Below are 24,787 nucleotides of genomic sequence, written 5' to 3'. Positions count from 1 at the left end.
TGGGCTGCACGGCGTTACTGCAAAATCTGGGCCCGCGGCCCGTCGGCCACGATGCGACCGCCGTCGATGACGACGATGCGGTCCATGTGCTGCAACAGCGCGGGGCTATGGGTGGCCACCACCAGCGTGCGCGGGCCGGCATAGGCCACCAGGCGCTCGATGATGCGGGCCTCGGTCTGCTGGTCCACGCCGGTGGTGGGCTCGTCCAGCAGCAGGATGCGCGGCGTGCTGGCGACCACCCGGGCCAGGGCCACCATCTGGCGCTGGCCACCGGAAAGATTGCCGGGCGCCTTGATGACCTGGTCCAGCCGCAGTTCGCCACGGGCGATCAGGTCGTCCAGCGAGGACACCGCCAACGCTGCCTCGTACACCTGCCCCGGCACGCGGTCGCCGACAAAGATATTGGCTGCCACTGTGCCATCGAAGAGGAAGGGTTCCTGCGGCTTGAAGCCGATGCAGCGCATGCGGACCTCAGGGGCATAGGCCGTCACGGCCACGCCATCGATGAGCACATGGCCCTCGTCGGGATGATGCAGCCCGGCCAGCGCACGCAGCAGCGTGGACTTGCCGGAACCGGAGCGGCCGACGATGCCGACCTTCTCGCCTGGCTGCACGGTCAGGGAGACATGCTTGAGGGTCGGGGTTTCCTTCCTGTCCAGGTGCAGCAGCAGGTTGCCGACCTGGATCAGGCCGCGCATTTCCTGGCGCAGCACGTCGGCGCTGACGGTCTCGGGTTGCGCCTCGAACAGCTGGTCGAACTCGGCGCGGGCGCGGCGGAACATCTCGATACGTCCCAGCAGTGCCGCCAGCGACGACAGCACCGTGGTGGCGCGGCTGATCAGGAGCGAACACGCGATCAGCGCGCCCACGGTCAGGAGGTTGTCTTCCACCAGATAGACACCCACCACCAGGGTGGCCACCGCGATGAAGGTATAGCCGACGCTGGAGATGGCGTAGCTGGTGTTCATCCAGTAACGGCTCTTGGCCTGGGCCACCGCATTGGCGGCGGCGTCGATCAGGAAACTGCGCAACAGGCGGTCCTGCAGCGGCGTGGTCTTCAGGGTTTCCATGCCGTAGACGATGCTGGCGAGCTTGTCGACCTTGCCGGCACCGGCCTTCATGGCGGCATTGGCATAGTCGTTGGCCGGCACCTTCAGCAAGAGCTGCAGCGCCACCAGTACGGCCCCACCCACCAGCAGCACCCACACCATGTGGCCGCCGATCAGGCCCAGCACCACCAGGTAGAGCAGCAGGAAAGGCAGGTCCACCAGCAACAGCATGTAGTTGGAGGACAGCAGGTCACGCGCGGCCGAAAGATCGCGGTAACGTGCCAGCACCACCCCGACCGGGGCCTGCACCTTGGCGGTCAGGAGACGACGTGCCGAGACCTCGTCGAACTCGGTATCCAGGCGCCCGGCCAGCTGTTCGGTGTAGTACACGCGGATGACGCGCAATACCATTTCCAGCGCCATGAACAGCAGCATGCCCAGGGTCAGCGCCCAGAGCGTCTCGGGGATGTGGTTGCCCAGTACCTTGTCGTAGATCAGCCGCGAATACAGCGGCATGAGCAGGCCCAGCAGGTTCACCAGCACCCCGGCTACGATGATCTCGACGAAGCGACTGCCATAGGCGCGCAACAGCGACAGATAGCTGGGGTCCTGCCGCAGGTCCTGCAGGACCTGCGGTTGATCGATGTGGACCTGTTCGCTGGCGTTCATGATGCGGTGGTGACTCTCTTATGCCCGGTTATGCCGCGATCAGGCCTGGCCGCCACGGTTGGCGGTGGTGATTTCGCGGATGGCTTCGCGCAGCTCCAGACGCAGGTCCTTGACCATGGTCTGGCGGCCGCTGCGCATTTCGTCGATGACGGTCTGCCAGTTGATGTTCTGGCGCATCAGGGCTTCGGTGATGGAGGTCAGCGATTGCGGGATGGCGCCCAGGTTCTTGACGCGATCGTTCTGGGTCGCCATGTGCTTGGCCAGGTCGATCTGCAGCTGGCGTGCCGACAGCGCGTCGCGGGCCATGTTGCTGGAGTTCTCGCCGATGGTGTTGCCCAGTTCGTTCAGGCGCGCTGCGACCGTGGCCTGCAGTTCGCCCTGATACTGGATGGCGCCCATCTCGTCGGCCAGGCGCACGGAAATCTGGTTCAGCAGTGCCGGCAGTTGCGCAATGTTCTGCGCGTTCTTTTCGTTCATGTTGGAGATTTCGCCCTGCTGCGTCTGCAATGAGCTCAGCGCGGTGGACAGTGCCAGCTGGCCGGCCTGGATGGTGGTGACGATCTGCGGCAGCACTTCGAAGGTGCGGTTGGCGATGTCGCCGTTGACCGAGAGGCGTTCTTCCAGCGAGGACAGGCTGTCGGAGAGGTCGCGGGCCGAGGTGATCTTGGTATTGATCAACTGGCCGACGGTGCGGATCTCTTCCAGGGTCTGCTGCGCGGTTTCGTGCATGCGCGGGCCGAAGGCCACCAGCTGGCGCAGGCTGCGCGATTCTTCCATGCTGTCGTTGAAGAGCTGGACGATGTTGTTCAGGCGGTCGTTCAGGCCTTCGAGCTTGATACCGGCCTGCAGCGAGGCTTCCGAGCTGTTGCGGGCAGCCATGATGGATTCGCGCTGCAGGACCATCAGATCCTGCAGGAATTCGGCCAGGAAGGATTCGGACACGCCCTGGCGTTGGGTGGCAGCCGGACCGGTGGCGTCGTGCACCACGTGTTGCACCATGTCGCTGATGCATTCGCGGGCGCGGGCCACCAGCTTCTTGCTGGCCGCGCGCAGCGGGGTCAGGGTCAGGCCCAGGGCCAGCGAACCGATCAGGCCGAACATCGAGGCCGAGAAGGCGGTACCCATCGAAGCCAGCGGTTTCTGCAGGTCGGCCACCAGATGCATGAAGGAAGCATCCATGTCGCCGCCGGTGCTGGCCTTGCCGAAGCCGTCAATCAGCTCGGCAGTGCTGACCAGGGTCTCAAGCAGACCGATGAAGGTCCCCAGCAGGCCCAGCGCGATCATGAAGCCGGTCAGGAATTGCGGGAATTCGGTCTTGGCTTCGAGGTGGGCGCGCAGGTCGTGCAGCGAACCTTCGATGGTTTCCTGTTCGATACGCGAGGTCAGGCGGCCCTTGGTGCTGGCCACGCTGACCAGCACCTGACCGATCTCGGTGCCCGCGAACTCGGGCGCCTTGACCAGGCTCTCCATGGATTCGCCGGACTTGGTGCGGTCATAGAACTGCATCAGCTTGTCGTATTCCCAGTTGACGCGGTACAGGTTGTAGCCGATCAGGCCGATCCCGAACAGCGCCACGGCGATGATGAACAGGTTCAGGAAGGGGTTGATCTGGATGGCATGCCCCACGAAGGCCCGGAACAGGAAGGCGCCCAACAGCAGCAGGAGCGTCGGGATGGCGGCAAGTGCATAGAACTGGCGAAGGTTTTTCATACGTGCGAGGTTCCGGAGAAAAGAACGCAGGGGATGTGGATGGTGCAGAAAACGTCAAAAGCCGCGACGCCCATCGGGGTGGGCGTGTGCGACCGGTGAAACCGGGGATGCAGGCGGTGCGGGGCGATCATCGCGGCTCCCGCAGGGCACCCTGGCCGAAGCGCGACAGGGGCGACATCAGGTACTGCCAGACGGTACGGCGACCGACGATGATGTCGGCGCTGGCGGTCATGCCGGGCATCAGGTCCAGCTTGCGCTGCAAGGCGCTGTCACCGCGCTGCACGGCGATCTTGATGCGATAGCTGCGTTCGCCGCGCTGGTTGTTCTCGTCGGGCACGGTATCGGCGCTGATCTCGGTGACCACGCCTTCCATGGCGCCATAGACGCCATAGTCATAGGCCGAGACCTTGACCCGCGCACGGGCGCCGGTGACCAGTTCGGCACGGTCGGTCGGGGAGATGCGGGCTTCGATGACCAACTTGTCGTCGCTGGGGGTCATCTCGATGATGGGGTCGCCCGGGCGCACCACCCCGCCCACGGTATTGATCATGACGCGGTTGACCACGCCATCCATGGGTGCCTTGACTTCGGAGCGGGAGACACGGTCGTTGCGCGACTTGATTTCTTCCTGCAGGCGCGCCAGTTCGTTTTCGGTGGCGGTCAGGTCGGTACGGGCATCAGAGCGGAAGCGCGAGGAGGCTTCGCCCATCTTGGCCTGGGATTCGGCGATGGCCGCCTTCAGGCGCGGGATCATGGCATCGGTGGCGGCCAGGCGGCTCTGGGCATCCTGCACGCGGGCCGCAGCCTGGATGTCTTCCAGCTGGGAGGCGGCATTGCGCTCCAGCATGTTGTGGATCAGCTTGTACTGGCGCTGGGCCAGGTCGACCTCGGTGGCCTGGCTCTTCTGGCGGCTCACGGCCTCGCCCAGTTCGGCCTGGCGCTGGGCGGCCTGTTCGCGCAGCACCGACATTTCCTGCGTCAGCTTGGCGGCGCGGGCGGCAAAGGCGGCCTGCTCGCTCTGCACGGCCGGATCATCACGCTCGAGGTCGGCCGGCATCTGCAGGCTGGCCGCGCCGGAAGCTTCGGCCGAGAGCCGCGCCACCCTGGCACGCAGGCCGAGAATCTTCACACGGCCTTCGCCAAGGTCGGCATTGGCGCGCACGTCGGCAATGGAGATCAGGGTCTGGCCCTTCTTGACCACCGCGCCTTCGCGCACCAGGATGGCCGAGACGATGCCACCCTCCAGATGCTGGATCACCTGGTTATGTTCGGAAGCGACGATGCGCCCGCTGCCGCGCACCACCATGTCGATCGGCGCCAGGATGGACCAGACGACCAGCAAGGCCAGCAGCAGCGCGCAGGCCAGGACCGCCAGGCGCGGGCGCGGCATGGCCTGCAACTGGCCCAGGCGGCGGTCCAGGCGCGGCGCTACGCGGCGCATGAAGCCCTTGCCGCGGGAGGCAATCCCGTGGTCGGCGCCGGGCTTGAGCGAGAGCGTCATTTTGCCGAGGCCTGATATTGCACGACCACGCGGGCATCGTTGCCGCTACCGTTCTGGTCGGTGGCCACGCGGCTGGTCACGCGCTCCTTGTCGACCCCGGCATCGATGAGGTAATTGCGCACGGCGACGGTGCGGTAGTAGGCGCGGCGGCGGCTTTCACTGTAGCTGCCACTGCCGATGACGCCGGTCACGACGATCTTGCCCTGGCTGGATTTGACGCGCCGGATCCAGTCGCCGATGCTCTTGTCGAGGGCCTTGCCGCCCTCGTCGTTCAACTGGGTGGAGTCGGCGTCGAAAGTGAGGGTGACCGCTTTTTCGTTGGCGTCGATGCGCAGGCCGGGGGCCACTTCCTTGTCATTGGGTTCGGTCTTGACCTGGATCGCGTTGGGGCTGGAGGGCGCGGCGTCGCTACGCAGGCTGCCATTGTCCGATTGCAACGGCGGCGCGGCCAGCTTGGCTTTCAGGGTAGCCACTTCACGCCTGAGCTGTTCGATTTCCTTGGCCTTCTCGCGCTCGCCCGGTGTCTCGGCGGCGCTGGATGCGGCGCTGTTGGCAGCGCTGCTGGCACTGCTGGCGTTAGTGGGCGCATTGTCGTTCTGGCGCTCGGCCCCGCTGCGTTCGGCGGCAGCCACATCCTTCTGGGATGCCTTGACCTCACGCTGGTTCTGGCTCTGCGTCTGCGAGATCAGTTGGCTGACCTTGGTCTGGGCCAGCTTCTGCGAGTAGTAGAACAAGGTCACCACGAACACCACCACGACGAAGATCATCACCAGCACCACGTTGGACAGTGCGTCCACGAAGCCTGGCCAGAAATTCTGTTCCCTTCCCCCCTCCATGTGTCCCCCGTCCTATTTCGCTGCCCGCGCGGGCAGGGTTTCCAGCGCCGAGGCGCGCCCCGTGTTGCGCAGGATCTGATAGCTGATGTCGGCCTGCTGGAACAGCAGGTTGGCAAAATCGGTACGCGCCTGGTAGGCCTGCTGGTAGGCATCCAGCACGTCCAGCAATTGCTTGCTGCCGGTGGAGAGCTGTTCCAGGAAGACATCGGCCACGTTGGCATTGGTCAGGTAAGCCTGGCGCGAGATTTCCATGCGCTTTCTCACCGCGCCCAGGGTGCGGTAATTGATCTCGATCTGCTCACGCAACTTGCGTTCCAGGTCCAGCGCGGTGTTGCTCTTTTCGACGTACTTGGCGCCGGCCTGCTTGGTGTAATAGACGTCGGAGCCGCCGTTGAGCAGGTTCATCGACATCACCAGCATCAGGCGACGATCGGTGGTCTGCTGCAGGGCGTTGGTGGTGGTATCGATGGCCCCACCGACCCCACGGCTCTTGATCTGGGTCCATTCCAGGGCCAGCGTAGGCGAGAACTTGGCACGGGCCGACTTCAGTTCCTGATTGGCCGCATCCAGATCGCGCCGCGCGGCACGCACGCCGGGATTGGTGTCGTAGACGTCCTGCAGGGCAAGCTTGGAGGTGTCGGGGACCACCGGCATCATGTGGTCGGGCACTTCCAGCTGCTCGATCTTGCGGCCGGTGACCTGGTTCAAGGTCACCATGGCGCTTTCCAGGGCGCCTTCGGCTTCGGCCACGGCGGACTGGGCGGTCAGCGAGCGGCCGCGCACGCGTTCGAAATCGATGCGGCTGGCGCCGCCGCCTTCGAGGCGCTTGTTCATGTAGTCCAGCAAGGCGCTCATGCGCTGCGAATAGCTGCGGGCGAAGGACAGCGAGGCGTACGCGCGCATGACATCGTAGTAGGCCTTGATGGCGTTGTAGTACAGGGTCTCGCGGGCGTCGTCGCGGCGCAGGTCGGCGGCATCGGCCAGGGAACTGGACTTGCGGTAGTCGTAGTAGGAGCCGGGGGCGAAGATGGGCTGACGACCGATCAGCGTGACATCCCAGCGCTTGTGGTAGTTCGCACGCTGCACCAGGCCGGTATTGGGGTCGAGCACGGAGGAAGGCGAGGAATACTCGTTGCCCTTCTGCGCCCGCACGTCCAGGGTCGGCCCCATCTGTCCGGCGGTGGCCTTGGACGCATAGCGGGCCTGATCGGCCTGGGCCGCCGTGGCGGCATAGCTGTAGCTGTTGTTGAGCGCCAGGTCGAGTACGCTGCGCAGGTTCAGGTCAGGGACGACATCACCCTCGGTGACGATGCTGATCTGGGGCAGCGCGATCAGGTTGCCGGAAAAGCCGGGATCGGACTGGCGCAGCAGCAGCAGGATTTCGTCCTGCGCCGAAGGCGCCGGGGTATCGGCGGGCAAGGCCGGCAGGCGATAGTCGGCCAGCGCCGGACCGGCCGGATCGGCGCCCAGGCGGATCTGGGGCGGTACATCCAGGGTGCCGCCGTTCTGTGGCGGTACGTTCACCACCGCTCTGGACGCTGCCGGCGGCTCCGCCGGTACCGGCGGGTTATCTGCAGACCGTGCCACCTGGGGCGCGGTCAGTCCGAGTGAAACTGCGAATATGAACTGTTTGCTCTTGAGAACTCTCATCAACGCGATCAGCCGGTACCGGACCGGCCTCCCCTGCCCCAAAACACCCTTAGGAAAGAATCGCCAGCCAGCGCTGCGATTCCAGTTATCAGGCACGGGGACTCATATTCTTCGTCTTTGCAAGTCCCGGCCTGGCCCTCTGCTTCCGCTCTCCCTCTTTGGGGAAAAACGAAAATTATTACCATTTTGTCAAAACAATTCTATCACTCGAGGATTGCAACTCAATTACAAATAACGGCAAAAAACCGTTTAATTTCAATTGACTTGATAAAAATTAATAGTCGCAATTATGGTGATCTTGTTGCCGCCGTGCCATCAGGAAATTCCGCAGAAGACCAAAGCGCTGAAAAACTCTTTAAAAATGCTGTTGAAAAACCACAAGTCTCTCCCTATATCCAGCCCACAGGCGATTGCCGCAAGCTATTCAACTCATCCATTTCTTCAATAAGGACACAAACATGGCCACCGAAAAACAGACCATGGGCTTCCAGGCCGAAGTCAAGCAACTGCTCCAGTTGATGATCCACTCGCTGTATTCGAACAAGGAAATCTTCCTGCGCGAGCTGGTCTCCAACGCCTCCGATGCGGCCGACAAGCTGCGCTTCGAGGCGATCAACAACGCCGGCCTGTACGAAGACGACCCGGAACTGAAGATCAGGATCAGCTTCGACAAGGCCGCACGCACCATCACCATTTCCGACAACGGCATCGGCATGAACCGTGAGGAGGCCATCTCCCACCTGGGCACCATCGCCAAGTCGGGCACCAAGGAGTTCTTCTCGCGCCTGTCGGGCGACCAGCAGAAGGACGCGGCCCTGATCGGCCAGTTCGGCGTGGGCTTCTATTCCGGCTTCATCATCGCCGACCGCATCACGGTCGAGACGCGCCGTGCCGGCACCCCGGCCGCCGAAGGCGTGCGCTGGGAATCCGAAGGTGCCGGTGATTTCTCCATCGAGCAGATCGACAAGCCGAGCCGCGGCACCGACATCATCCTGCACCTGCGCGAGGGTGAGGACGAGTTCCTCTCGGCCTGGCAGTTGAAGTCCATCATCCGCAAGTATTCCGACCACATTTCCCTGCCCATCCTGATGCACAAGGAAGAATGGGACGAGGAAAAGAAGGAAACCGTGCAGAAGGACGAGCTGGAGACCGTGAACCAGGCCAGCGCGCTGTGGAGCCGCAGCAAGTCGGAAGTCACGCCTGAGCAATATGAAGAGTTCTACAAGCACGTCTCGCACGATTTCGGCGCGCCCCTGGCCTACACCCACAACCGGGTCGAGGGCCGCAGCGAATACACCCAGTTGCTCTACATCCCGGCGCGCGCCCCGTTCGACCTGTGGGACCGAAACAAGCGCGGCGGCATCAAGCTCTACGTCAAGCGCGTGTTCATCATGGATGACGCCGAGCAGCTGATGCCGGTGTACCTGCGCTTCGTCAAGGGCGTGATCGATTCGGCCGACCTGCCGCTGAACGTCTCGCGCGAAATCCTGCAGGAGTCGCGCGACGTGCGGGCCATCCGCGATGGTTCGGCCAAGCGCGTGCTGGGCCTGCTGGAAGAGCTGGCCAACAGCGAGGACCAGGCGCAGAAGGACAAGTACGCCACCTTCTGGACCGAGTTCGGCCAGGTGCTCAAGGAAGGCATCGGCGAAGACGCGGCCAACAAGGAGCGCATCGCCAAGCTGCTGCGCTTCGCTTCGACCCACAACGACAGCGAGGTGCAGAACGTCGCGCTGGCCGACTACCTGGGCCGCATGAAGGAAGGCCAGGACAAGATCTATTACGTCACCGCCGAGACCTTCCAGGCGGCCAAGAACAGCCCGCACCTGGAAATCTTCCGCAAGAAGGGCGTGGAAGTGCTGCTGCTGACGGACCGCGTGGACGAGTGGATGCTGTCCTTCCTGACCGAGTTCGAAGGCAAGGAACTGGCCTCGGTGGCCAAGGGTGGTCTGGATCTGGGCCAGCTGGAAAACGAGGCCGAGAAGAAGCAGCACGAAGATACGCAGGCCGAGTACAAGGATCTGGTGGAGAAGATGAAGACCGCCCTGGCCGACAAGGCCAAGGACGTGCGCGTGACCTTCCGCCTGACCGACTCCCCGGCTTGCCTGGTGGCTGACGAGAACGAGCTCTCGGGCAACCTGGTGCGCATGCTGAAGGCGGCGGGACAGGCCGCACCGGATTCCAAGCCGACCCTGGAAATCAATCCGGACCACCCGCTGGTGCAGCGTCTGAAGTATGAAGAGGCGCGCTTCGACGACTGGTCGCACATCCTGTACGACCAGGCCCTGCTGGCCGAGGGTGGCGCCCTGGCTGACCCGGCCAGCTTCGTCAAGCGTACCAATGACATGCTGCTGGCCATGGCCGGCAAGTAAGCCGTGGCAGCCTGGCGCCCGGGTTCGGGGGCCTGCGCCAGAAACGCCGCCGCGCACCGGTCACTCCGGACGCGGCGGCGTTTTTGCATGGAGGCTTGCCGGGTTGTCCGTGCATGGTTAACATCGCCCCCATCCAGTCGCCCCTCCCCTGCTCCCGCCCGTTTCCATGGAATTGCACTTCATCAATCCCCGCAAGAATGCCCTGGCCTACCTGGTCAAGATCCTCTCCGGCTGCCTGATCCTGTGGTACGGATTGCGCGCCCTGGGCATCGCCGAACCCTACTGGGCCATGATCTCGCTGATCATCGTCACGGAACCGGACATGACGGTGGCCAAGGCCAATTTCCGGGCGCGGCTGATCAATACCATTTCGGGCTGCATTGTCTCGTGCATTGCCCTGGTGGTATTCGGCCCGACCTTCCTGGCGATGCTGGTGGCGCTGACTGCGGCCGTAGTGGTGGCCATGCTGCTGCAGAACTATCCCAGCAACTGGCGGCTGGGCCCGGCGACCGTGGTGATCCTGCTGTCGGCGGCCTTTACCGGCCAGGGGCTGAGCCAGGAATTGCATCTGGCGCTGATGCGGGTGGGCGAAGTCATCATCGGCAGCACGGTGGCGCTGCTGGAGACGGTGATCTACATGTGGCTGCTGAAGCTGCGGTCCAAGCCGGAGGATGGGGATGCTGCGAACTCCTGAAAACGCCCTGCTGAGGGGACCACGGGTACTGCTACGTCGGTGGCGGCCGGATGATCGAGGGCCGCTGGCAGAGCTCAATGCCGATCCCGTGGCCATGCAGCATTTCCCGGCTCCGCTGACGCGCTCGGAGAGCGATGCACTGGCGGATCGCATCGAAGCGCATTTCGACATGCACGGCTTCGGCCCATGGGCGCTGGAAATACCGGACGTGGCCGAGTTCGCGGGGCTCGTGGGCTTGATGCAGGTGGGATTTGAAGCGCATTTCACCCCGGCCGTGGAAATCGCCTGGCGATTGGCGCCGGCGTTATGGGGAAAGGGTTATGTGAGTGAGGCTGCGCATTGTGCCTTCGATTACGGGTTCCAGGCACTGCACTTATCCCAGATCGTGGCATTCACGATCCCGGCGAACCTGCGCTCGCTGGCGGTAATGCAAAGGCTTGGAATGCAGACGGACGTGCAGGATGACTTCCTGCACCCACGGCTGCCCGTGAATCACCCGTATCGCATGCACCGGCTATACCGGATGGAGAGGCAAGCCTGGCTGACGCGGGCTTGCTCCTGAACTGCGCAAGGACAAAAAAAGCAGGACCGCAGTCCTAATGCCGTTCAGTTAAGAAAAAATCGCCGCGCCAGATGACTTTGGCGCGGCGATTTTGCTTGGTTCTCTTCAAGCCATCTGAAACCGTTCGGACTGAGTAGGCCCTTTAGGGCCGTATCGAAGGCGCTGCTCAGCTTGTGGCGCGCCTTCGATACGCGGCTACGCCGCTACTCAGGACGAACGGTCAGCGGTGGTGCAAACAAAGTCTGAGCGAGCTTTCGAGCTGGTAACAAGCTTAACTGAGCGGCATTAGGACCGCAGTCCTGCTTTTTCTGATGCGGTGACGCCGATCAGTGGGTCACGCGGGTGGTACGGCCGTTGGAGAGCAGGCGCACGCGCTCGCCGATACGGAACGGCTCGTCGGCATCCTGGGTGATGGCACGCAGTTCGCCATTGTCCAGGCGCACGGTGATTTCCAGGCCGGGACGGTTGTTCAGGTGGGCTTCAGCCTGGTTGCCCAGCACGCCACCGGCCAGCGCGCCGACGATGCCGGCTGCCAGGGCACCGTTGCCGCCACCGATGTTGGAGCCCGCGGCGATGCCGCCGAGTGCAGCGCCACCAAGCGTACCGATGCCGCTGGAACCCTTGTCGATGGTCACGTTGCGGATCGATTCGACCACGCCCATGCGCACGGTCTGCTCACCCTGCGCCTGGCGGGAGTTGTAGACGCTGGCCGAATTGGGGGTCACTGCGCAGCCGGCCACCAGGGAGCCCAAGGCTGCAATCACAAGCAATTTCTTCATAACAAAAACACTCCAACTGAAATTTTGGCCCGTCTCCGGGCAGCGTGGAAATGGCACGCATCCTCGCAAACGCGCCATGAATGCGCATCGGCGGTCGATACCGTCCATCTACGACATCTTAATACAAAGCGCGCCCGATCCGGAAATGCTGCGGCTGCCCGCTTCAGTACGGGATATGCCAGCGCCGATAGAGGAAGGCCAGTACGAACAGCGGCCCGATCAGGAGGAAGCGCAAATCCTGGAAGAAGGAGGGCTTGCGCCCTTCGATCCGATGGCCGACGAACTGGCCGATCCAGGCCAGCACGAAGACCACGACAGAGCCCGGCAGCACCGCACCTGCGGGCAAGCGCGCCAGCACGACCAGCATCAGCGCCGACATGGCCAGCATGCCCACGGCAAAGGGCGGCGACAGGCGCAGGTAGTAAGCCAGTGCGCCGGCCGCGACCAGCAGTGCTACCGCCGGCGAGATGAGCCAGCACAGGCCCAGCACCGCAAACACGATGGCCGGCACGCAGATGCAGTGGATCAGCTCGTTCATGGGGTGCCGGTGGTGCTCGCCGTAGCGGGCCAGCAACTCGTCGATGCGACGGGGTGAAGTCGTGCTGTCCATGCTGGCTCTCCGCTGGAAAGGAAACCGGCCGACCTCAACGGCCGCCGGAGACGTCGATGAAGGTACCGGTCGCGTAGGAGGCCTCGTCCGAGAGCAGCCAGAGGATGGCATGGGCGACTTCCTCGGCAGTGCCGCCGCGTTTCATCGGGACGGCGTCCTTGAGACGATCGACCCGGCCGGCTTCGCCGCCGCTGGCATGGATGTCGGTATAGATCAGGCCCGGGCGCACGCCATTGACGCGAATGCCCTCGCCCGCCACTTCCTTGGACAGGCCGATGGTGAAGGCGTCGATGGCCCCCTTGGAGGCGGCATAGTCGACATATTCGCCCGGCCCGCCCAGCTTGGCCGCCATCGAGGACAGGTTGACGATGGCCCCACCCTGGCCGCCATGGCGGGTAGACATATGCTTGACCGCTTCGCGCGCGCATAAGAGGCTGCCGGTGACATTGGCGACCAGCACGCGGGTGATACGCTCGGCGCTCATGTCTTCCAGGCGGGACTGGTGTTCAAGGATGCCGGCATTGTTGACGAGAGCGCTCACGCGGCCGAGCTGCTCATCTACCGTGGCATAGAGCCGCAGCACGTCCTCCTCGCGGGACACGTCACCGGCCACCGTAATGGCGCGGCCACCGGCGGTGCGGATGCGTTCGGCCACCGATTCGGCGGCGTCACGGTTGCTGACATAGTTGACGCATACCGCATAGCCGCGCTGGCCCGCCAGCAAGGCGGTTGCCGCACCGATGCCACGGCTGCCGCCCGTGACGATGATGACCTTTTCTGTCATGTTCTGTCTCCCTTGGATGAAATGCCCGAACGCGCTGGCCCGGGGGATGATTACGCTAAGATGTGCATTTTGCCGCAAGCGCGCGGCATCTGCAGCCGCCGGTCATTGTGCCGCGTCCAGATGAGTGCGGCGCTTGCTGAAATTCTTTTCATCCAGACGCAATCATGCCCGACCGAAAAACCGCCCGGCGTGCTACCGCCTTGACTCCGCCATCGGTGGCGGAGTCCAGCAGCGCTCTCCACGCGCCGGTAGCCTTCGCCGCCAGTGATCCGCTGCTGGCGAGCTTTCCACCGGTGGTGGCGCAGGACACGCACACCCTGATCCTGGGCAGCCTGCCTGGCGTCGCCTCGCTGGCCCTGCACCAGTATTATGGCCATCCGCGCAATGCGTTCTGGCGCCTGGTGGGCGAGGTGATCGGGGCCGATTTGTATGGGATGGCCTATGAAGCCCGGCTGGCGACGCTGCTGGAACACCGCATCGGCCTGTGGGACGTGATCGCCAATGCGCGACGTCTGGGCAGCCTGGACAGCGCTATCCGCGATCACTCCCAGAACGACCTGCAGGCGCTGCTGGCCACCTTGCCGCAATTGCGCACGATTGCCTTCAACGGCGGGACGGCGGCCAAGCTGGGACTGGCGGCCTTGGGGTTGCACGCACAGCGGTATCGGATCGCCCTGTTGCCGTCCAGCAGCCCGGCCTATGCGGCGCTGGCGTATGCGCAGAAGCTGGCGCGCTGGCGCGATGCATTGACCGGGTCCGCTTGAGGCCTGCTCGCCCTTCGTGGCGCCTGCGCCCGGCGTTCACTTCCGGAAGAACAGGTAATCGTAGAACTCGCCCGACAAGCCGCCATTGAAAATCAGATACTGCAAGGCCTTCGCGAAAAACACGATGGCGCCGAACACGATGGCCAGCTTCAGGCAGAGGATGAGATTCTTGATCATGCCGGCAGTTTAATGGAGGCCGGCGCGGTTGGCATGAAAAAAACCGCCCCGGAGGGCGGTTCGGCTCGTGCTTGCCGCCCGACTCAGAAGGCGGGGACCAGCGAGCCCTTGAATTCGGTCTCGATGAACTTGCGCACTTCCTCGGAGTGGTAGGCCTGCACCAGTTTCTTGGCCCAGGGCTTGTCCTGATCTTCGGCACGGGTGGCGATGATGTTGGCATAGCGGCCGCGCGGGTCTTCGACGGCGATGGAGTCCTTCTGCAGCGATAGACCGGCCTTGTAGGCGTAGTCGTTATTGATCGAGGCCGCGGCCAGGTCGTCCAGCGAGCGCGGGAGTTGCGCGGCGTCCAGCTCGATCAGCTTGAGCTTGCGGGGATTGTCGATGATGTCCAGCGGCGTGGCGTTGACGCCGTTTTCACCCACGCCCGGCTTGAGCTTAATCAGGCCGGCTTTCTGCAACAGCAGCAGGGCGCGATTGCCGTTGGAGGGATCGTTCTGGATACCGATATGGGCGCCGTTGGGCAGTTGGTCGACCGACTTGAACTTGCGCGAATAGATGCCCAGCGGCGCGGTGATGGTCAGACCGACTGGCACGATCTTGTAGCCGCGCGCGGCGATCTGGCTTTCCAGGTAGGGGCGGTGCTGGAAGGCATTGGCGTCAAGGTCGCCCGCTGCCAGTGCCGCATTGGGCTGCAGATAGTCACTGCAGACCACGGTCTGGATCTCCAGTCCATCGCGCGCGGCGACTTTCTTGACCACATCGAAGATGGCCTCGGCGCTGCCGACCGAGATGCCGACCTTGATCTTGGTCTTGTCCTGGGCGTGCACCAGATGGGGCGCGACCGCCAGGGTCAGCGCAGCAACGACTGCGATGCGCTTGATGAATGCAGCGAAATGCATGGTGACTCCGAAAATGATGAGGTCTGCATCCTCACATGTAGCCAGGCCCGGAAGAAGGAATGAATCCGCATGTCGATATGCGGCAATTGCAGGCAAGGCGCTGGGCATCGGTCAGGCAAGGTATCATTCGGCATCCGTCGGCACGCCCTTCTCTTCGGGATGCTGCGCCAGATTCCTATCGAAAATGCTCATCAAAAGAAAATCCATCGAGGCCCAGGCCAATACCAAGGCCGGTCCCAATCGCCGTCGTCAACAACTGGACGCCGACAGCAACAAGCCGCGCAAGCCCAAATACGCACCGGTCACGCTCTCCGAACTGGACGGCGTGCGTTATCTGCACTTCGGGACTGAATGGGTGCAGGGTGCCATGCGCATCCGCAAACCGGACTGGATCGAACTGGAATATGCGCAGCAGATGATGGCGTGGATGCTGTTCAACGGTGCGCCGCGACACATCGTGCAACTGGGGCTGGGCACGGGTGCGCTGACCAAGTTCGGTTATCGGCAATTCCCGCAGGCGCTGGTGACGGCGGTGGAATTGAACCCGGCGGTGATTGCGATTTGCCATAGCATGTTCAAGCTGCCTGAACCGGACGAACGTCTGATGATCATCGAGAGCGACGCCATGGATTTCATCGTCCATGCCGCCGGTCACGGCATCATCGATGCGTTGCAGGTCGATCTCTATGACGCCACGGCGCGCGGGCCGGTGCTGGATAGCCCGGAGTTCTACCAGGCCTGTTACGACAGCCTGGCACCGGGTGGCGTGATGACGGTCAACCTCTTCGGCGATCATCCCAGCTACGCCAAGAACCTGCGCGCCATGGAGTTCGCCTTCGACAAGGTGGTGTCGCTGCCGGAGGTCCACGATGGCAACGTGGTGGCGCTGGCCTTCAAGGGACAGATCGCGTTTGATTTTCCGGAACTCTATGCGCGGGCGGCCTTGATCGAGGCCCAGACCAAACTGCCGGCAAAGTCCTGGGTGAACGGTATCAAGGCTGGAGATTGAGCGTAAAGGGGACTGCGCAATAGCCTGGCATGGCCTTGTTGCAATGGCGCGATCAGTGCGCGCCATTCGCCACAAAACAGGGGGCTGGATAGCTTGTTAGTGCTTAGAGATAAAATATTTTTATCTTTTTCCCAAAAAATGCTTGCACTACCCCCTACCCCCTCCTATAATGCGCTCTCTCTTGCAGCACTGCAGCAACAACGAAGTGCAGCAACGGGGCGTTAGCTCAGCTGGTAGAGCAGCGGACTCTTAATCCGTAGGTCCACAGTTCGAATCTGTGACGCCCCACCAAAATTTCAAAAGGCCTCTCGTATCGAGGCCTTTTTCACTTCCAGATTGACCTGCATTGGCAGGAACATCTCGGGGCGTTAGCTCAGCTGGTAGAGCAGCGGACTCTTAATCCGTAGGTCCACAGTTCGAATCTGTGACGCCCCACCAATACAAAAGGGTTACAGCCTGCACAGGTCTGTAACCCTTTTTTCATTTCCACCATTCCCGGCTGGTTGATCAAGCCACTACATCGGCAGAATCAGCTCACACGCCTGAGTGGCGGTTTGGTAACAGCCTGGAAGCAAAGCTCCTTTCACTGTCAGCAAGATCAGCTCGCATAGACGACATGACTTACCGGGAAATGAAGCAATCTGCTGGCTAACAAAACGGGCCCGTGCGACTTCCGATAAAAGCAACTCCGCAAATGCCCGGCCTTCACTAAAGCCGAATATCGCTTGATGCAGATATCGCTTAATGCAGAGCTGCCCGGAACACAATTCCCCATATCGACCCGCCGACGTGCGAGGAAGTCATGAATAGGCCCAGCGATGGCTTTCGTGGTCTCGACGCGGCACCGCGAGGTGATGCTCCAGGGCGAAGCTTGCCAATCGACCTGAGGCTTCGGAAAACAGCCCAAGGCGCCTCCCCTCCGGCTCAGCGCCCGTCCATTCGGTCCGGGCCCGAGGTCGGCGTGGTTGAGTCGCCACCAGCATCGACCTTCGGTGCTTCGGGAGGCACTGATTTGCGGCGACCCGGCTTGCCACGCTTGACGTCCTGAACAGCGTAGAAGTCGCGCTTCTTGCGTGTCGCCAGCGACATGCGCGCCATTCCTTGCAGCAGTTGCACAAGCAAAGTGCGGGTCGGTGCATCGACACTGCGATAGCACGAGATCAGTTCACTCTCCTGTGCCGTGGGGAGCACGCCTCGCGTGCCGGTCAGCACATAGGTGACATCGATGCCGATCGCCACGAGGCCATGCAGGTAGTAAGCGTCAGGCGCGGTTTCACCGATCTCGTACTTGATCTGCGTGCGGGCGGTGATCTCCAGTTCGTCGGCCACGGATTTCTGGGTGTGGCCACAACGGCTGCGTTCTTTCGCCAACCGATCGCCAAGTATTGTCAAATATTCAGTTTTATTCGATGACATCTGAAAACGACCTCTCCTAGAATGTTTCTCTCGAATCAATAAGCCAGGAGACATCTTATGGCAGGCAAGCAACAAACCGAACGTATGCCCGCAAATGCGTCGGCACGTCTGGTGAATTTTCGACTTACCCAAGCTGAACTGGAGGAGGCTAACCACTTTGCGGCACAAACTTACCGATCCAGGGCACTGTTCATCAGGATGATGTACTTGCGAGGCCTGCAGGCCTTCCAGGGTGATCTGGATGAGCAATAGAGGCAGTGCTCACCCCGAATCCCCCCCCGCTAACCAGACAGATGCGAACAGCCTTCGACCCGCCGCCGCAGAAAATCGCAGACTGCCTGCAGAACCTGCTCCGGCTGCTCCCGGTGAGGCACATGGCCGCAGCGGGACAGCACCAGGCATTCGCGTCCCTGCTGCCCCTCTACGCCGACGCGGGCAATGCGCTGCGGATGCGCCAGTGATCCAAATTCATCCAGATCGCCATGCAGCGCCAGCACCGGGCAATGCACGCGGGCCAAAACAGCATCCAGCGACCAGCCGGCAAAGCCTGGATCGAGCCAGGTGTCGATCCAGGCATCGAGCACCCACCGTGCTTTCCGCACGTCGTTGTCGTGGTACTTCGCCAGCCGCAATACCTGGGCCGGGTCGGCGAAGCTGTTACGCGCCGCGCGTATGCCTTGCAGCGTTTGCTCTTCCACAAAGGCCTGAGCCGATTCAGTGATGACGGCCACCACCTGATCCGGCAATTGGGACGCGGCCGAGATGGCCATGCCGCCGCCCACGCTATGACCGAACAACACCACGGCGCCCAGCTCCAGCTGCTGCAATACGGCGGCCAGCCACGGCCGGGCCTCGGCGGCGACGAAATCAGATGAAAGCCGGTCATTGCGCGCATCGGAGGCACCAAAGCCATAGCGATCGTAAGCGACCACGGCGCAACCGGTACGCGCCGATAATTGCGCCGGAAAGTCCCGCCAAAGGGCCAGCCCACCGAGGGATTCGTGCATCAACACCAGGGCCGGACGGCCCGGCTTGCGCTCACCCCAGAGACAGGCCTGCAGGGTGACACCCTCGACCTTCACCTCGAACCGGCATGATTGCGGCGCATTCACGTAGACACCTCCACCAAAGAAAAGGCGCACCCAAGGGTGCGCCTAAACAGCCTTCAAGGGGTATGCCTCCCCCTTAATATACCGGACACGCTGTCAGCCACGGCGACGTGCGAGCCCAAGTATCATGCGGATCGCACGCCTGACGCGAAGTCCAATTCAGCTCATCAGTGATGCGCCCCACCGCCCAGATAGGCGGCCTTGACCGCCGGGTCGTTCTGCAGCTTGTCGGCGGGTCCATGTACGGAGATCTTTCCATTCTCCAACACATAACCGTAATCCGCAACATTGAGCGCGGCCGCCGCAAACTGCTCGACCAGCAGCATGGTCACGCCCTGCTCCTTGAGCCGCGAGATGATACGGAACACCTCATCAACCAGGATCGGCGCCAGCCCCATGGAGGGCTCGTCCAGCAGGATGACCTCGGGATTCAACATCACGGCACGCGCCATGGCCAGCATCTGTTGCTCGCCGCCAGAGAGCGTCCCGGCCAATTGGGTCTGGCGCTCCTTGAGCCGCGGGAACAACTCCAGCGCCCGCTCCAGATCGTGGGCGATATCTCCCTTGGGCCGCGCCCGGGTGAAACGTGGGAAAGCGCCCAGCAGCAGGTTGTCCGTCACGCTCATGGTGGCGAACACTCGCCGCCCTTCCGGCGAATGGGCCAGGCCGAAGCGGGCGATCCGGTGGGAATCGAGGCCGGTGATGTTCTTGCCGCCGAGCGTGACCTCCCCGCCTTTCGGTTTGATCATGCCGGAGATGGCGCGCATGGTGGTGGTCTTGCCGGCACCGTTGGAGCCGATCAGTGTCACCACCTTGCCCTTGGGCACGTCCATGGAAATGCCATGCAGCACCTCGACCTTGCCGTAAGCGGCGTGCAGATTGGAAATAGTCAGCATGTTCAGGCTCCCGCGGGGCTGGATGTGTTGTCATGGGCATCGCCTGCGCCACTGCCGAGGTAGGCTTCGATGACCTTGGGGTCAGCTTGCACCTGGGCTGGCTTGCCTTCGGCGATCTTCTGGCCGAAGTCGAGCACGGTGACGGTATCGCAGATCGACATGACCACGTCCATGTGGTGTTCGATCAGGATGATGGTGATGCCGGCTTCGCGGATCTTGCGGATGATGGCAATGAGTTCCTTGATGTCGGGCGCGGTTAGGCCGGCGGCCGGCTCGTCCAGCAGCAACAGGCTCGGATTCAGCCCCAGGGCACGACCGATTTCCAGCAGGCGCTGCTTGCCGTAAGGCAGGTTGCGTGCCTCTTCGTTGGCCAGGTTGGCCAGACCGACGAACTCAAGGATGGCAGCCGCACGCTCACGGGCAGCCTGCTCTTCCCGCACATAACGCGGCGTGTTGACCATCACATCGACCACATTGCTGTTGAAGGTGTGATGCAAGCCAACCAGCACGTTTTCGGTGGCTGTCATTTCGCCGAACAGTTGCACGTTCTGGAAGGTCCGCGCCACGCCACCCAGGGCAATGGTCGAGGGAGTATTGCCGGAGATCTGGCGACCGTCGTATTCCACCGCACCATCGGTAGGACGATAGATGCCGGTGAGCACGTTCATCATCGTGCTCTTGCCGGAACCATTGGGGCCGATCAGGCCATGCACGGTCCCCTTGCGCACATCCAGGTCCACGCGGTTGAGCGCCTTCAGACCACCGAATTGCATCAGGATCTGGTTGACCTTCAGCAGGGTTGCACCTTCATCCTTGACCGAGTCGGTCGTGATGACGGCGCGCTCCTTGTCACCGGCAATCTGCTGCGCCACCGGCACATGCCTGGTCAAGACACGGCCGAACAGGCTACGACAGAAGCCGACGATGCCATCCTGCAGGTAGTACACGACGAACAGGGTCATCAAGCCGAAGATGGTCAGACGCCAGTCGGTGATGTTTTCCAGCTTGTAGGAGAAGGCCGCCATGGCAATGGTCGCCACCACCGGCACGGCCACGCCGCGCAGGGTCTTGGTCTTCTTGGCCAGCTGCACACCTGCGCCGACCACCACGATGACCGCAAGCACGGTCGCGATCTGACGGAACAGCGCAATATCCGACAACAGGCTCGGCAGCATCACCACGATCAGCGCGCCGATGAGCGAACCGATGCGTGACTTGCGCCCCCCCATGATCACTGCCAGCAGGAACAGGATGGTCAGTTCGAAGTTGTAGGTATTGGGTGAGATGTACTCCTCCGAATACGCATACAACGCGCCCGACAGGCCCGCCAGCGCGGCACTGATGATGAAGGCATAGACCTTGTAGCGATACACCGACACGCCCATGCAGTCCGAGGCGATCGGGCTATCGCGCAATGCCTGGAAGGCACGACCGAGATTGGACTTGAGGATACGATGCACCACGATCATGGACAGCACCATCAGGATCGCCACCAGATAGAAGAACTGCACTTCGCTCATCTTCTCGCCGCCGATCATGGGCTTGTGCAGCTTGATGCCCAGTGGACCTTCGGTGAGGAAGGTCATTTCATTGATCAGGATCTGGATGATGGTACCGAATGCCAGCGTGACCATGGCCAGGTAAGGACCAGTCACGCGCAAGGCCGGCAGCGCCAGGATGGCACCGAACACGGCCGTTACCGCGATGGCGGCAGGAATGGTCACGAAGATGGGCATGCCAAGCTTGAAGAACAGCACGCCGGCCGCATAGGAACCAATACCGAACAGGCCGGCATGCCCCAGCGAGACCTGGCCGGTGTAGCCGACCACGATGTCCAGCCCGAACAGCAGGATGGCATAGATGAGGATGGTTTCGATCAGGTGCAGGTAATACGGGTTGTGCACCACCATGGGAATGCCGCCCAGCGCGACAATGCCCAGCAAGGACAGCAGCAGGATTTTCTTGTTCATCGCTTCAGACCTTCTTGATCGCAGTTTTGCCGAACAGGCCTGCAGGTTTGACAGCCAGTACCAGCAACAGCAGTACCAGTCCCGGAACTTCCTTGTAGCCGGTCGAGATGTAGAAGCCGGTCACGGTCTCGGCCACGCCCAGGATCAGGCCGCCGACGATGGCGCCCATGCCCGAGGTCAGGCCGCCGATGATGGCCACCGCAAACGCCTTCAGACCCAGTGCCGCCCCCATGGTGGCGCCGGTCAAGGTCAGCGGGGCCACCAGCACGCCGGCAAAGGCCGCCGTGGCCGAGGACAGCGCATAGGAGAACGTGATCACCATGCTGGTGTTGATGCCCATCAGGCCGGCAGCGTCACGGTCATTGGAAGTCGCCACCACGGCCTTACCGTAGATGGACTTGCGGTTGAACAATTCGACCGCCGCCATGATCAGCAAGGCGCCGATCACCACCAGCACCTGCATGGGCTGCACATTGGCGCCCATGATCTGGAACGGCGTGCCGGAGATCGGCGAAGGGAACGGCAAGTCGTCCTTGCCCCAGATGTTTTCGGCCACGTTCTTGAAGATGATGGCCAGTGCGATGGTGGACATGATCCAGCCGAATTCGGACTTGATCTTGATGGCCGGCCGCACGCCGATCCATTCGACGAACATGCCTTGCAGTGCGCCGAACACCAGCACGATGGGGATCATCAGCCAATAGTTGAGATAAGGTCCGCCGTGGATATTGCCCACGACCGACAGGCCCACCAGCGCGCCCAGCATCAGGGCTTCACCCTGACCGAAATTGAGCGTGCCGGACGTGGCGAAGGTCAGTTGGTAACCGAAGGCGATCACGGCGTAGATCATGCCGAGCGCGATCCCGGAGAAGACCAGTTGTAAGAGGATGTCCATTGTATTTCCCAAGAAGCGGCTACCGCCGGGTGGCGGCGTAGAGCTGCGACGACGCCGCGGCACCGCCAGGGCGGACCGTTAGGAAATCGTCAACAGATCGTGTGAAAAAGGCCAGCCCCCGGATCGCAAGGACTGGCCTCTTCGACTACTGTGCGTGAAGCAAGTCGAGTCTTATTTGCCGAGGATGACGCGGCCGTTCTTGACCTCGCCCATCACGACCATGCCCGGCTTGATGGCTTCGTGATCGTCGTGGGTGAACGGCTTGTCGTAGGTGGTGACCACGCCTTCGACCTTGGTGTTCAGGTTTTCCAGGGCTGCACGGACCTTGTCACCGTCGGTGGTGCCAGCCTGCTTGATGGCAGCGGCCAGCAGCAGGATGGAGTCGTAGCCTTGGGCAGCCGAGACAGCCGAGGGCATGCGGTCAACCTTGTAAGCCTTCTGGTAAGCCTCGATGAAGGCCTTGCGCTTGGGAGTGGTGCCGTCCTGGATGAAGGTCTGCGGCATACGGGCGCCATTGCCGTTCTTGCCGGAGTTGTCGATGAAGTTACCCATGGACAGCGGCCAGCTGCCGATGATAGGCACGTGCCAGTTCAGCTTTTCCATGCCATTGGCGATCTGCGCCAGTTCGGGGCCGATGCCGTAGGTCAGCACCGCCTGGGCGCCGCCCTGCTTGGACTTGAGCAGCTGGGCCGTCATGTCCACGTCCTTGATGTTGTACTTTTCGACGGCCACCGGAGTGACCTTCTTGTCGGAGAGGACCTTTTCCAGGTCTTCACGACCAAGCTGGCCATAGTTGGTGGAGTCGGCCAGGATGGCGACCTTGGTCAGCTTCTGCTTGTCGACGGCTTCGTCGGCGATCATCTTGGCCTGGATCTTGTCGGCAGCCGAGGTGCGGAAGACGTAATTGTCCTTCTCCTTCTCGAACTGCTTGGTGATCACGGTGCCGGTGGCCACGTTGTTGATCACGGGGATCTTGGCTTCCTGGTAGAAGCGTTGCGAGGCCAGGGCCACGCCGGTGTTGATGAAGCCGACGGTGGCGACCACCTTTTCCTTGTTGATCAGCTCCTGGGCGATCTGCACGCCGCGCTCGTTCTTGGCTTCATCATCGCGTTCGACCAGCTGAATCTGGCGACCCAGCAGGCCACCAGCGGCGTTGATCTCGGCCACGGCCAGCTTCACGCCGTCGCGCATGGAGACCCCCATCGGAGCGGAACCACCAGTGTACGGACCAGAAACACCGATCTTGATCGGATCAGCTGCCTGCGACGACATTGCGAGCGTCATCAGGGCGGCAGCAACAAAGGCTTGGGTCTTGTATGTCATGTCATCCTCCAGAATGTAATTGTTGGCTAGCACATCGGTGACGGGCGTAGCACTTTTTGAACCCGCTCCGTGTGAAACGAATTCTCCGCTCCCCTCGCTCTTTGGCGATTCCTTGCGGGAGTGTCGGGGCGATTCTGTCGCAGTTTCCTTGCGCCAAACTTACAAGCTTGTCAGGAGCTGTCGCAGCTTGTCAGGCATCGCAGTGGACTTTTCTTTTTTGAAATCAACCCAGACTATTTTTGCGGCACCGTCAGCATAAATGATCTGTTCATCGTCGGCGTCGCGGATGACATACGTAGTTTCCACACTCGTGCGTCCCAGCTGGCCACCCAGCATGTGCACCTCGATGGTGGCTGGATACTTCATCTGGCGCCGGAAATTGCAGTGCGCATTGACGATCACCGGTCCTTCCTCGCCCGCGATGGTGGGGCCGAAGACCTCTTCCAGCCACTCGATGCGGCATTGCTCCATGAAGCGGAAGTAGACGGTATTGTTGACGTGACCGAACGCATCCATGTCGCCCCAGCGAATGCTCTGGCGGGAAACGAAAAGAGGTTTCGCTGCGGTGCTTTCCTGACTGCTCATTGGTGATCCTTTACGGTTTGATTCATCGATGACTGAAATATTTTTCATGCGGGCGGGCCGTTCTCGTCACTTTTCTGACGCAGCAGATTCTTCTTGAACCCCGGTTTTCCGCTTCATTCCGGATTCAACCGCAGACTCTCCACGCCACCCTTGGCACAGATTTCAGCGGGAACATAAGCGCGAGTTATAGCCAGATGCCAAACCGGTATGAGTCTCGCCGGCAAAATCCCATAAAATACGCGGCATTCTGGAACGACTCAGACCGGCGCAATGGCCGCCGTGAAACGCTGTTCACCGCGCATTGTTTCAGACCTGCGCACAGGAAGGCGAAGAAATTCGACGAATTACCGCCGGCCCTCTAGCGTTTCATCGAAAAATACTTAACAATAGCACGATCGTTCGAAAAACAGGCAGTTCACATAACACGGGACACCCATGACTTCTTCTCAAGACTTGCTCGCACAATACGGCCCTCGCGAATCCATGGAATACGACGTGGTCATCGTCGGCGGCGGTCCAGCCGGGCTGTCG

General features: G+C 62.0%; 23 protein-coding genes and 2 tRNA genes. 8 read left to right on the top strand and 17 right to left on the bottom strand.

The features are described 5' to 3' along the window. Positions 1-14: 14 nt before the first annotated feature. The 5 genes from BTM36_RS25760 to BTM36_RS25740 form a co-directional block, all read right to left on the bottom strand. On the bottom strand, positions 15-1,718 hold the full coding sequence (locus tag BTM36_RS25760) for a peptidase domain-containing ABC transporter (protein WP_006465392.1): 1,704 nt from the start codon (positions 1,716-1,718) through the stop codon (positions 15-17). A 39-nt stretch (positions 1,719-1,757) separates the two neighbouring features. Beyond that, the gene (locus BTM36_RS25755; protein ID WP_077238476.1) at positions 1,758-3,428 is read right to left on the bottom strand and encodes a biopolymer transporter ExbB; all 1,671 of its coding nucleotides are present in this window, start codon (positions 3,426-3,428) and stop codon (positions 1,758-1,760) included. 127 nt (positions 3,429-3,555) lie between these two features. After that, on the bottom strand, positions 3,556-4,929 hold the full coding sequence (locus tag BTM36_RS25750; protein WP_077238475.1) for an HlyD family type I secretion periplasmic adaptor subunit: 1,374 nt from the start codon (positions 4,927-4,929) through the stop codon (positions 3,556-3,558). Continuing rightward, positions 4,926-5,765, bottom strand: a complete 840-nt coding sequence (locus BTM36_RS25745) for an OmpA family protein (RefSeq protein WP_077238474.1) — start codon at positions 5,763-5,765, stop codon at positions 4,926-4,928. The genes BTM36_RS25750 and BTM36_RS25745 overlap by 4 nt, the downstream gene beginning before the upstream one ends. Positions 5,766-5,777: 12 nt before the next feature. Next, positions 5,778-7,424, bottom strand: a complete 1,647-nt coding sequence (locus BTM36_RS25740) for a TolC family protein (RefSeq protein ID WP_077238550.1) — start codon at positions 7,422-7,424, stop codon at positions 5,778-5,780. Between the two features lie 449 nt (positions 7,425-7,873). Here BTM36_RS25740 and htpG point away from each other — a divergent pair, with 449 nt between their 5' ends. The 3 genes from htpG to BTM36_RS25725 all read left to right on the top strand — a co-directional run bounded on the left by htpG (position 7,874) and on the right by BTM36_RS25725 (position 11,040). Next, positions 7,874-9,784 (top strand): molecular chaperone HtpG, encoded by a 1,911-nt coding sequence (gene htpG, locus BTM36_RS25735; RefSeq protein ID WP_077238473.1) that lies wholly within the window; start codon positions 7,874-7,876, stop codon positions 9,782-9,784. 166 nt (positions 9,785-9,950) lie between these two features. Then, positions 9,951-10,478, top strand: a complete 528-nt coding sequence (locus tag BTM36_RS25730) for an FUSC family protein (RefSeq protein ID WP_006465398.1) — start codon at positions 9,951-9,953, stop codon at positions 10,476-10,478. After that, a complete protein-coding gene (locus BTM36_RS25725) occupies positions 10,462-11,040 on the top strand; it encodes a GNAT family N-acetyltransferase (protein WP_077238472.1) in 579 nt (192 codons plus the stop codon). The genes BTM36_RS25730 and BTM36_RS25725 overlap by 17 nt, the downstream gene beginning before the upstream one ends. A 326-nt stretch (positions 11,041-11,366) precedes the next feature. On the opposite strand, the gene BTM36_RS25720 is transcribed toward BTM36_RS25725, so the two are convergent. The 3 genes from BTM36_RS25720 to BTM36_RS25710 all read right to left on the bottom strand — a co-directional run bounded on the left by BTM36_RS25720 (position 11,367) and on the right by BTM36_RS25710 (position 13,213). Then, a complete protein-coding gene (locus tag BTM36_RS25720) occupies positions 11,367-11,819 on the bottom strand; it encodes a glycine zipper 2TM domain-containing protein (protein ID WP_006465401.1) in 453 nt (150 codons plus the stop codon). Positions 11,820-11,982: 163 nt separating this feature from the next. Further along, the gene (locus tag BTM36_RS25715) at positions 11,983-12,429 is read right to left on the bottom strand and encodes a DUF962 domain-containing protein (protein ID WP_077238471.1); all 447 of its coding nucleotides are present in this window, start codon (positions 12,427-12,429) and stop codon (positions 11,983-11,985) included. A gap of 34 nt (positions 12,430-12,463) precedes the next feature. Further along, positions 12,464-13,213 carry an SDR family oxidoreductase gene (locus BTM36_RS25710; protein WP_077238470.1) on the bottom strand — a complete coding sequence of 250 codons (750 nt, stop codon included), beginning with the start codon at positions 13,211-13,213 and terminating at the stop codon, positions 12,464-12,466. 164 nt (positions 13,214-13,377) lie between these two features. Between BTM36_RS25710 and BTM36_RS25705 the strand changes: the two genes are divergently transcribed. Continuing rightward, positions 13,378-13,977, top strand: coding sequence for a DNA-deoxyinosine glycosylase (locus BTM36_RS25705; RefSeq protein ID WP_077238469.1), 600 nt, complete (start codon positions 13,378-13,380; stop codon positions 13,975-13,977). A gap of 36 nt (positions 13,978-14,013) precedes the next feature. On the opposite strand, the gene BTM36_RS28500 is transcribed toward BTM36_RS25705, so the two are convergent. Both BTM36_RS28500 and BTM36_RS25700 read right to left on the bottom strand, forming a co-directional pair. After that, on the bottom strand, positions 14,014-14,154 hold the full coding sequence (locus tag BTM36_RS28500; protein ID WP_166757875.1) for a hypothetical protein: 141 nt from the start codon (positions 14,152-14,154) through the stop codon (positions 14,014-14,016). A gap of 83 nt (positions 14,155-14,237) precedes the next feature. Continuing rightward, positions 14,238-15,053, bottom strand: a complete 816-nt coding sequence (locus tag BTM36_RS25700; RefSeq protein WP_077238468.1) for a MetQ/NlpA family ABC transporter substrate-binding protein — start codon at positions 15,051-15,053, stop codon at positions 14,238-14,240. Positions 15,054-15,237: 184 nt separating this feature from the next. Here BTM36_RS25700 and BTM36_RS25695 point away from each other — a divergent pair, with 184 nt between their 5' ends. The 3 genes from BTM36_RS25695 (at position 15,238) to BTM36_RS25685 (ending at position 16,500) form a co-directional block, all read left to right on the top strand. Then, positions 15,238-16,062: a spermidine synthase gene (locus BTM36_RS25695; RefSeq protein ID WP_077238467.1), complete on the top strand. Its 825-nt coding sequence runs from the start codon at positions 15,238-15,240 to the stop codon at positions 16,060-16,062. Between the two features lie 215 nt (positions 16,063-16,277). Continuing rightward, positions 16,278-16,353 (top strand) — tRNA-Lys (locus BTM36_RS25690). A 71-nt stretch (positions 16,354-16,424) separates the two neighbouring features. Beyond that, positions 16,425-16,500 (top strand) — tRNA-Lys (locus BTM36_RS25685). Positions 16,501-16,986: 486 nt separating this feature from the next. Here BTM36_RS25685 and BTM36_RS25680 read toward each other — a convergent pair. After that, entirely contained in the window at positions 16,987-17,478 is a 492-nt protein-coding gene (locus tag BTM36_RS25680; protein ID WP_254427100.1) for a helix-turn-helix domain-containing protein, read from the bottom strand. A gap of 57 nt (positions 17,479-17,535) precedes the next feature. Between BTM36_RS25680 and BTM36_RS25675 the strand changes: the two genes are divergently transcribed. After that, a complete protein-coding gene (locus tag BTM36_RS25675; protein ID WP_077238466.1) occupies positions 17,536-17,730 on the top strand; it encodes a hypothetical protein in 195 nt (64 codons plus the stop codon). A gap of 29 nt (positions 17,731-17,759) precedes the next feature. Here the strand turns inward: BTM36_RS25675 and BTM36_RS25670 are convergent, their stop codons facing one another. The 6 genes from BTM36_RS25670 to BTM36_RS25645 form a co-directional block, all read right to left on the bottom strand. Beyond that, positions 17,760-18,590: an alpha/beta fold hydrolase gene (locus tag BTM36_RS25670; RefSeq protein WP_077238465.1), complete on the bottom strand. Its 831-nt coding sequence runs from the start codon at positions 18,588-18,590 to the stop codon at positions 17,760-17,762. A 164-nt stretch (positions 18,591-18,754) separates the two neighbouring features. Then, the gene (locus tag BTM36_RS25665; protein WP_006465411.1) at positions 18,755-19,483 is read right to left on the bottom strand and encodes an ABC transporter ATP-binding protein; all 729 of its coding nucleotides are present in this window, start codon (positions 19,481-19,483) and stop codon (positions 18,755-18,757) included. Positions 19,484-19,485: 2 nt separating this feature from the next. Further along, entirely contained in the window at positions 19,486-21,453 is a 1,968-nt protein-coding gene (locus BTM36_RS25660) for an ATP-binding cassette domain-containing protein (RefSeq protein ID WP_077238464.1), read from the bottom strand. A 4-nt stretch (positions 21,454-21,457) separates the two neighbouring features. Beyond that, positions 21,458-22,348, bottom strand: a complete 891-nt coding sequence (locus BTM36_RS25655) for a branched-chain amino acid ABC transporter permease (RefSeq protein WP_006465413.1) — start codon at positions 22,346-22,348, stop codon at positions 21,458-21,460. Between the two features lie 171 nt (positions 22,349-22,519). After that, positions 22,520-23,671: an ABC transporter substrate-binding protein gene (locus BTM36_RS25650; RefSeq protein WP_006465414.1), complete on the bottom strand. Its 1,152-nt coding sequence runs from the start codon at positions 23,669-23,671 to the stop codon at positions 22,520-22,522. Positions 23,672-23,830: 159 nt separating this feature from the next. Beyond that, positions 23,831-24,256 carry a thioesterase family protein gene (locus BTM36_RS25645; RefSeq protein ID WP_077238463.1) on the bottom strand — a complete coding sequence of 142 codons (426 nt, stop codon included), beginning with the start codon at positions 24,254-24,256 and terminating at the stop codon, positions 23,831-23,833. Positions 24,257-24,787 lie beyond the last annotated feature (531 nt).

Origin of the sequence: Herbaspirillum sp. VT-16-41 (assembly GCF_001994935.1) — a bacterium.
GTDB classification, from domain to species: Bacteria; Pseudomonadota; Gammaproteobacteria; order Burkholderiales; family Burkholderiaceae_D; genus Herbaspirillum; species Herbaspirillum frisingense.
Note: the sequence above shows the minus strand (reverse complement) of the source record. Positions and strands in the feature narration are given on the sequence as shown.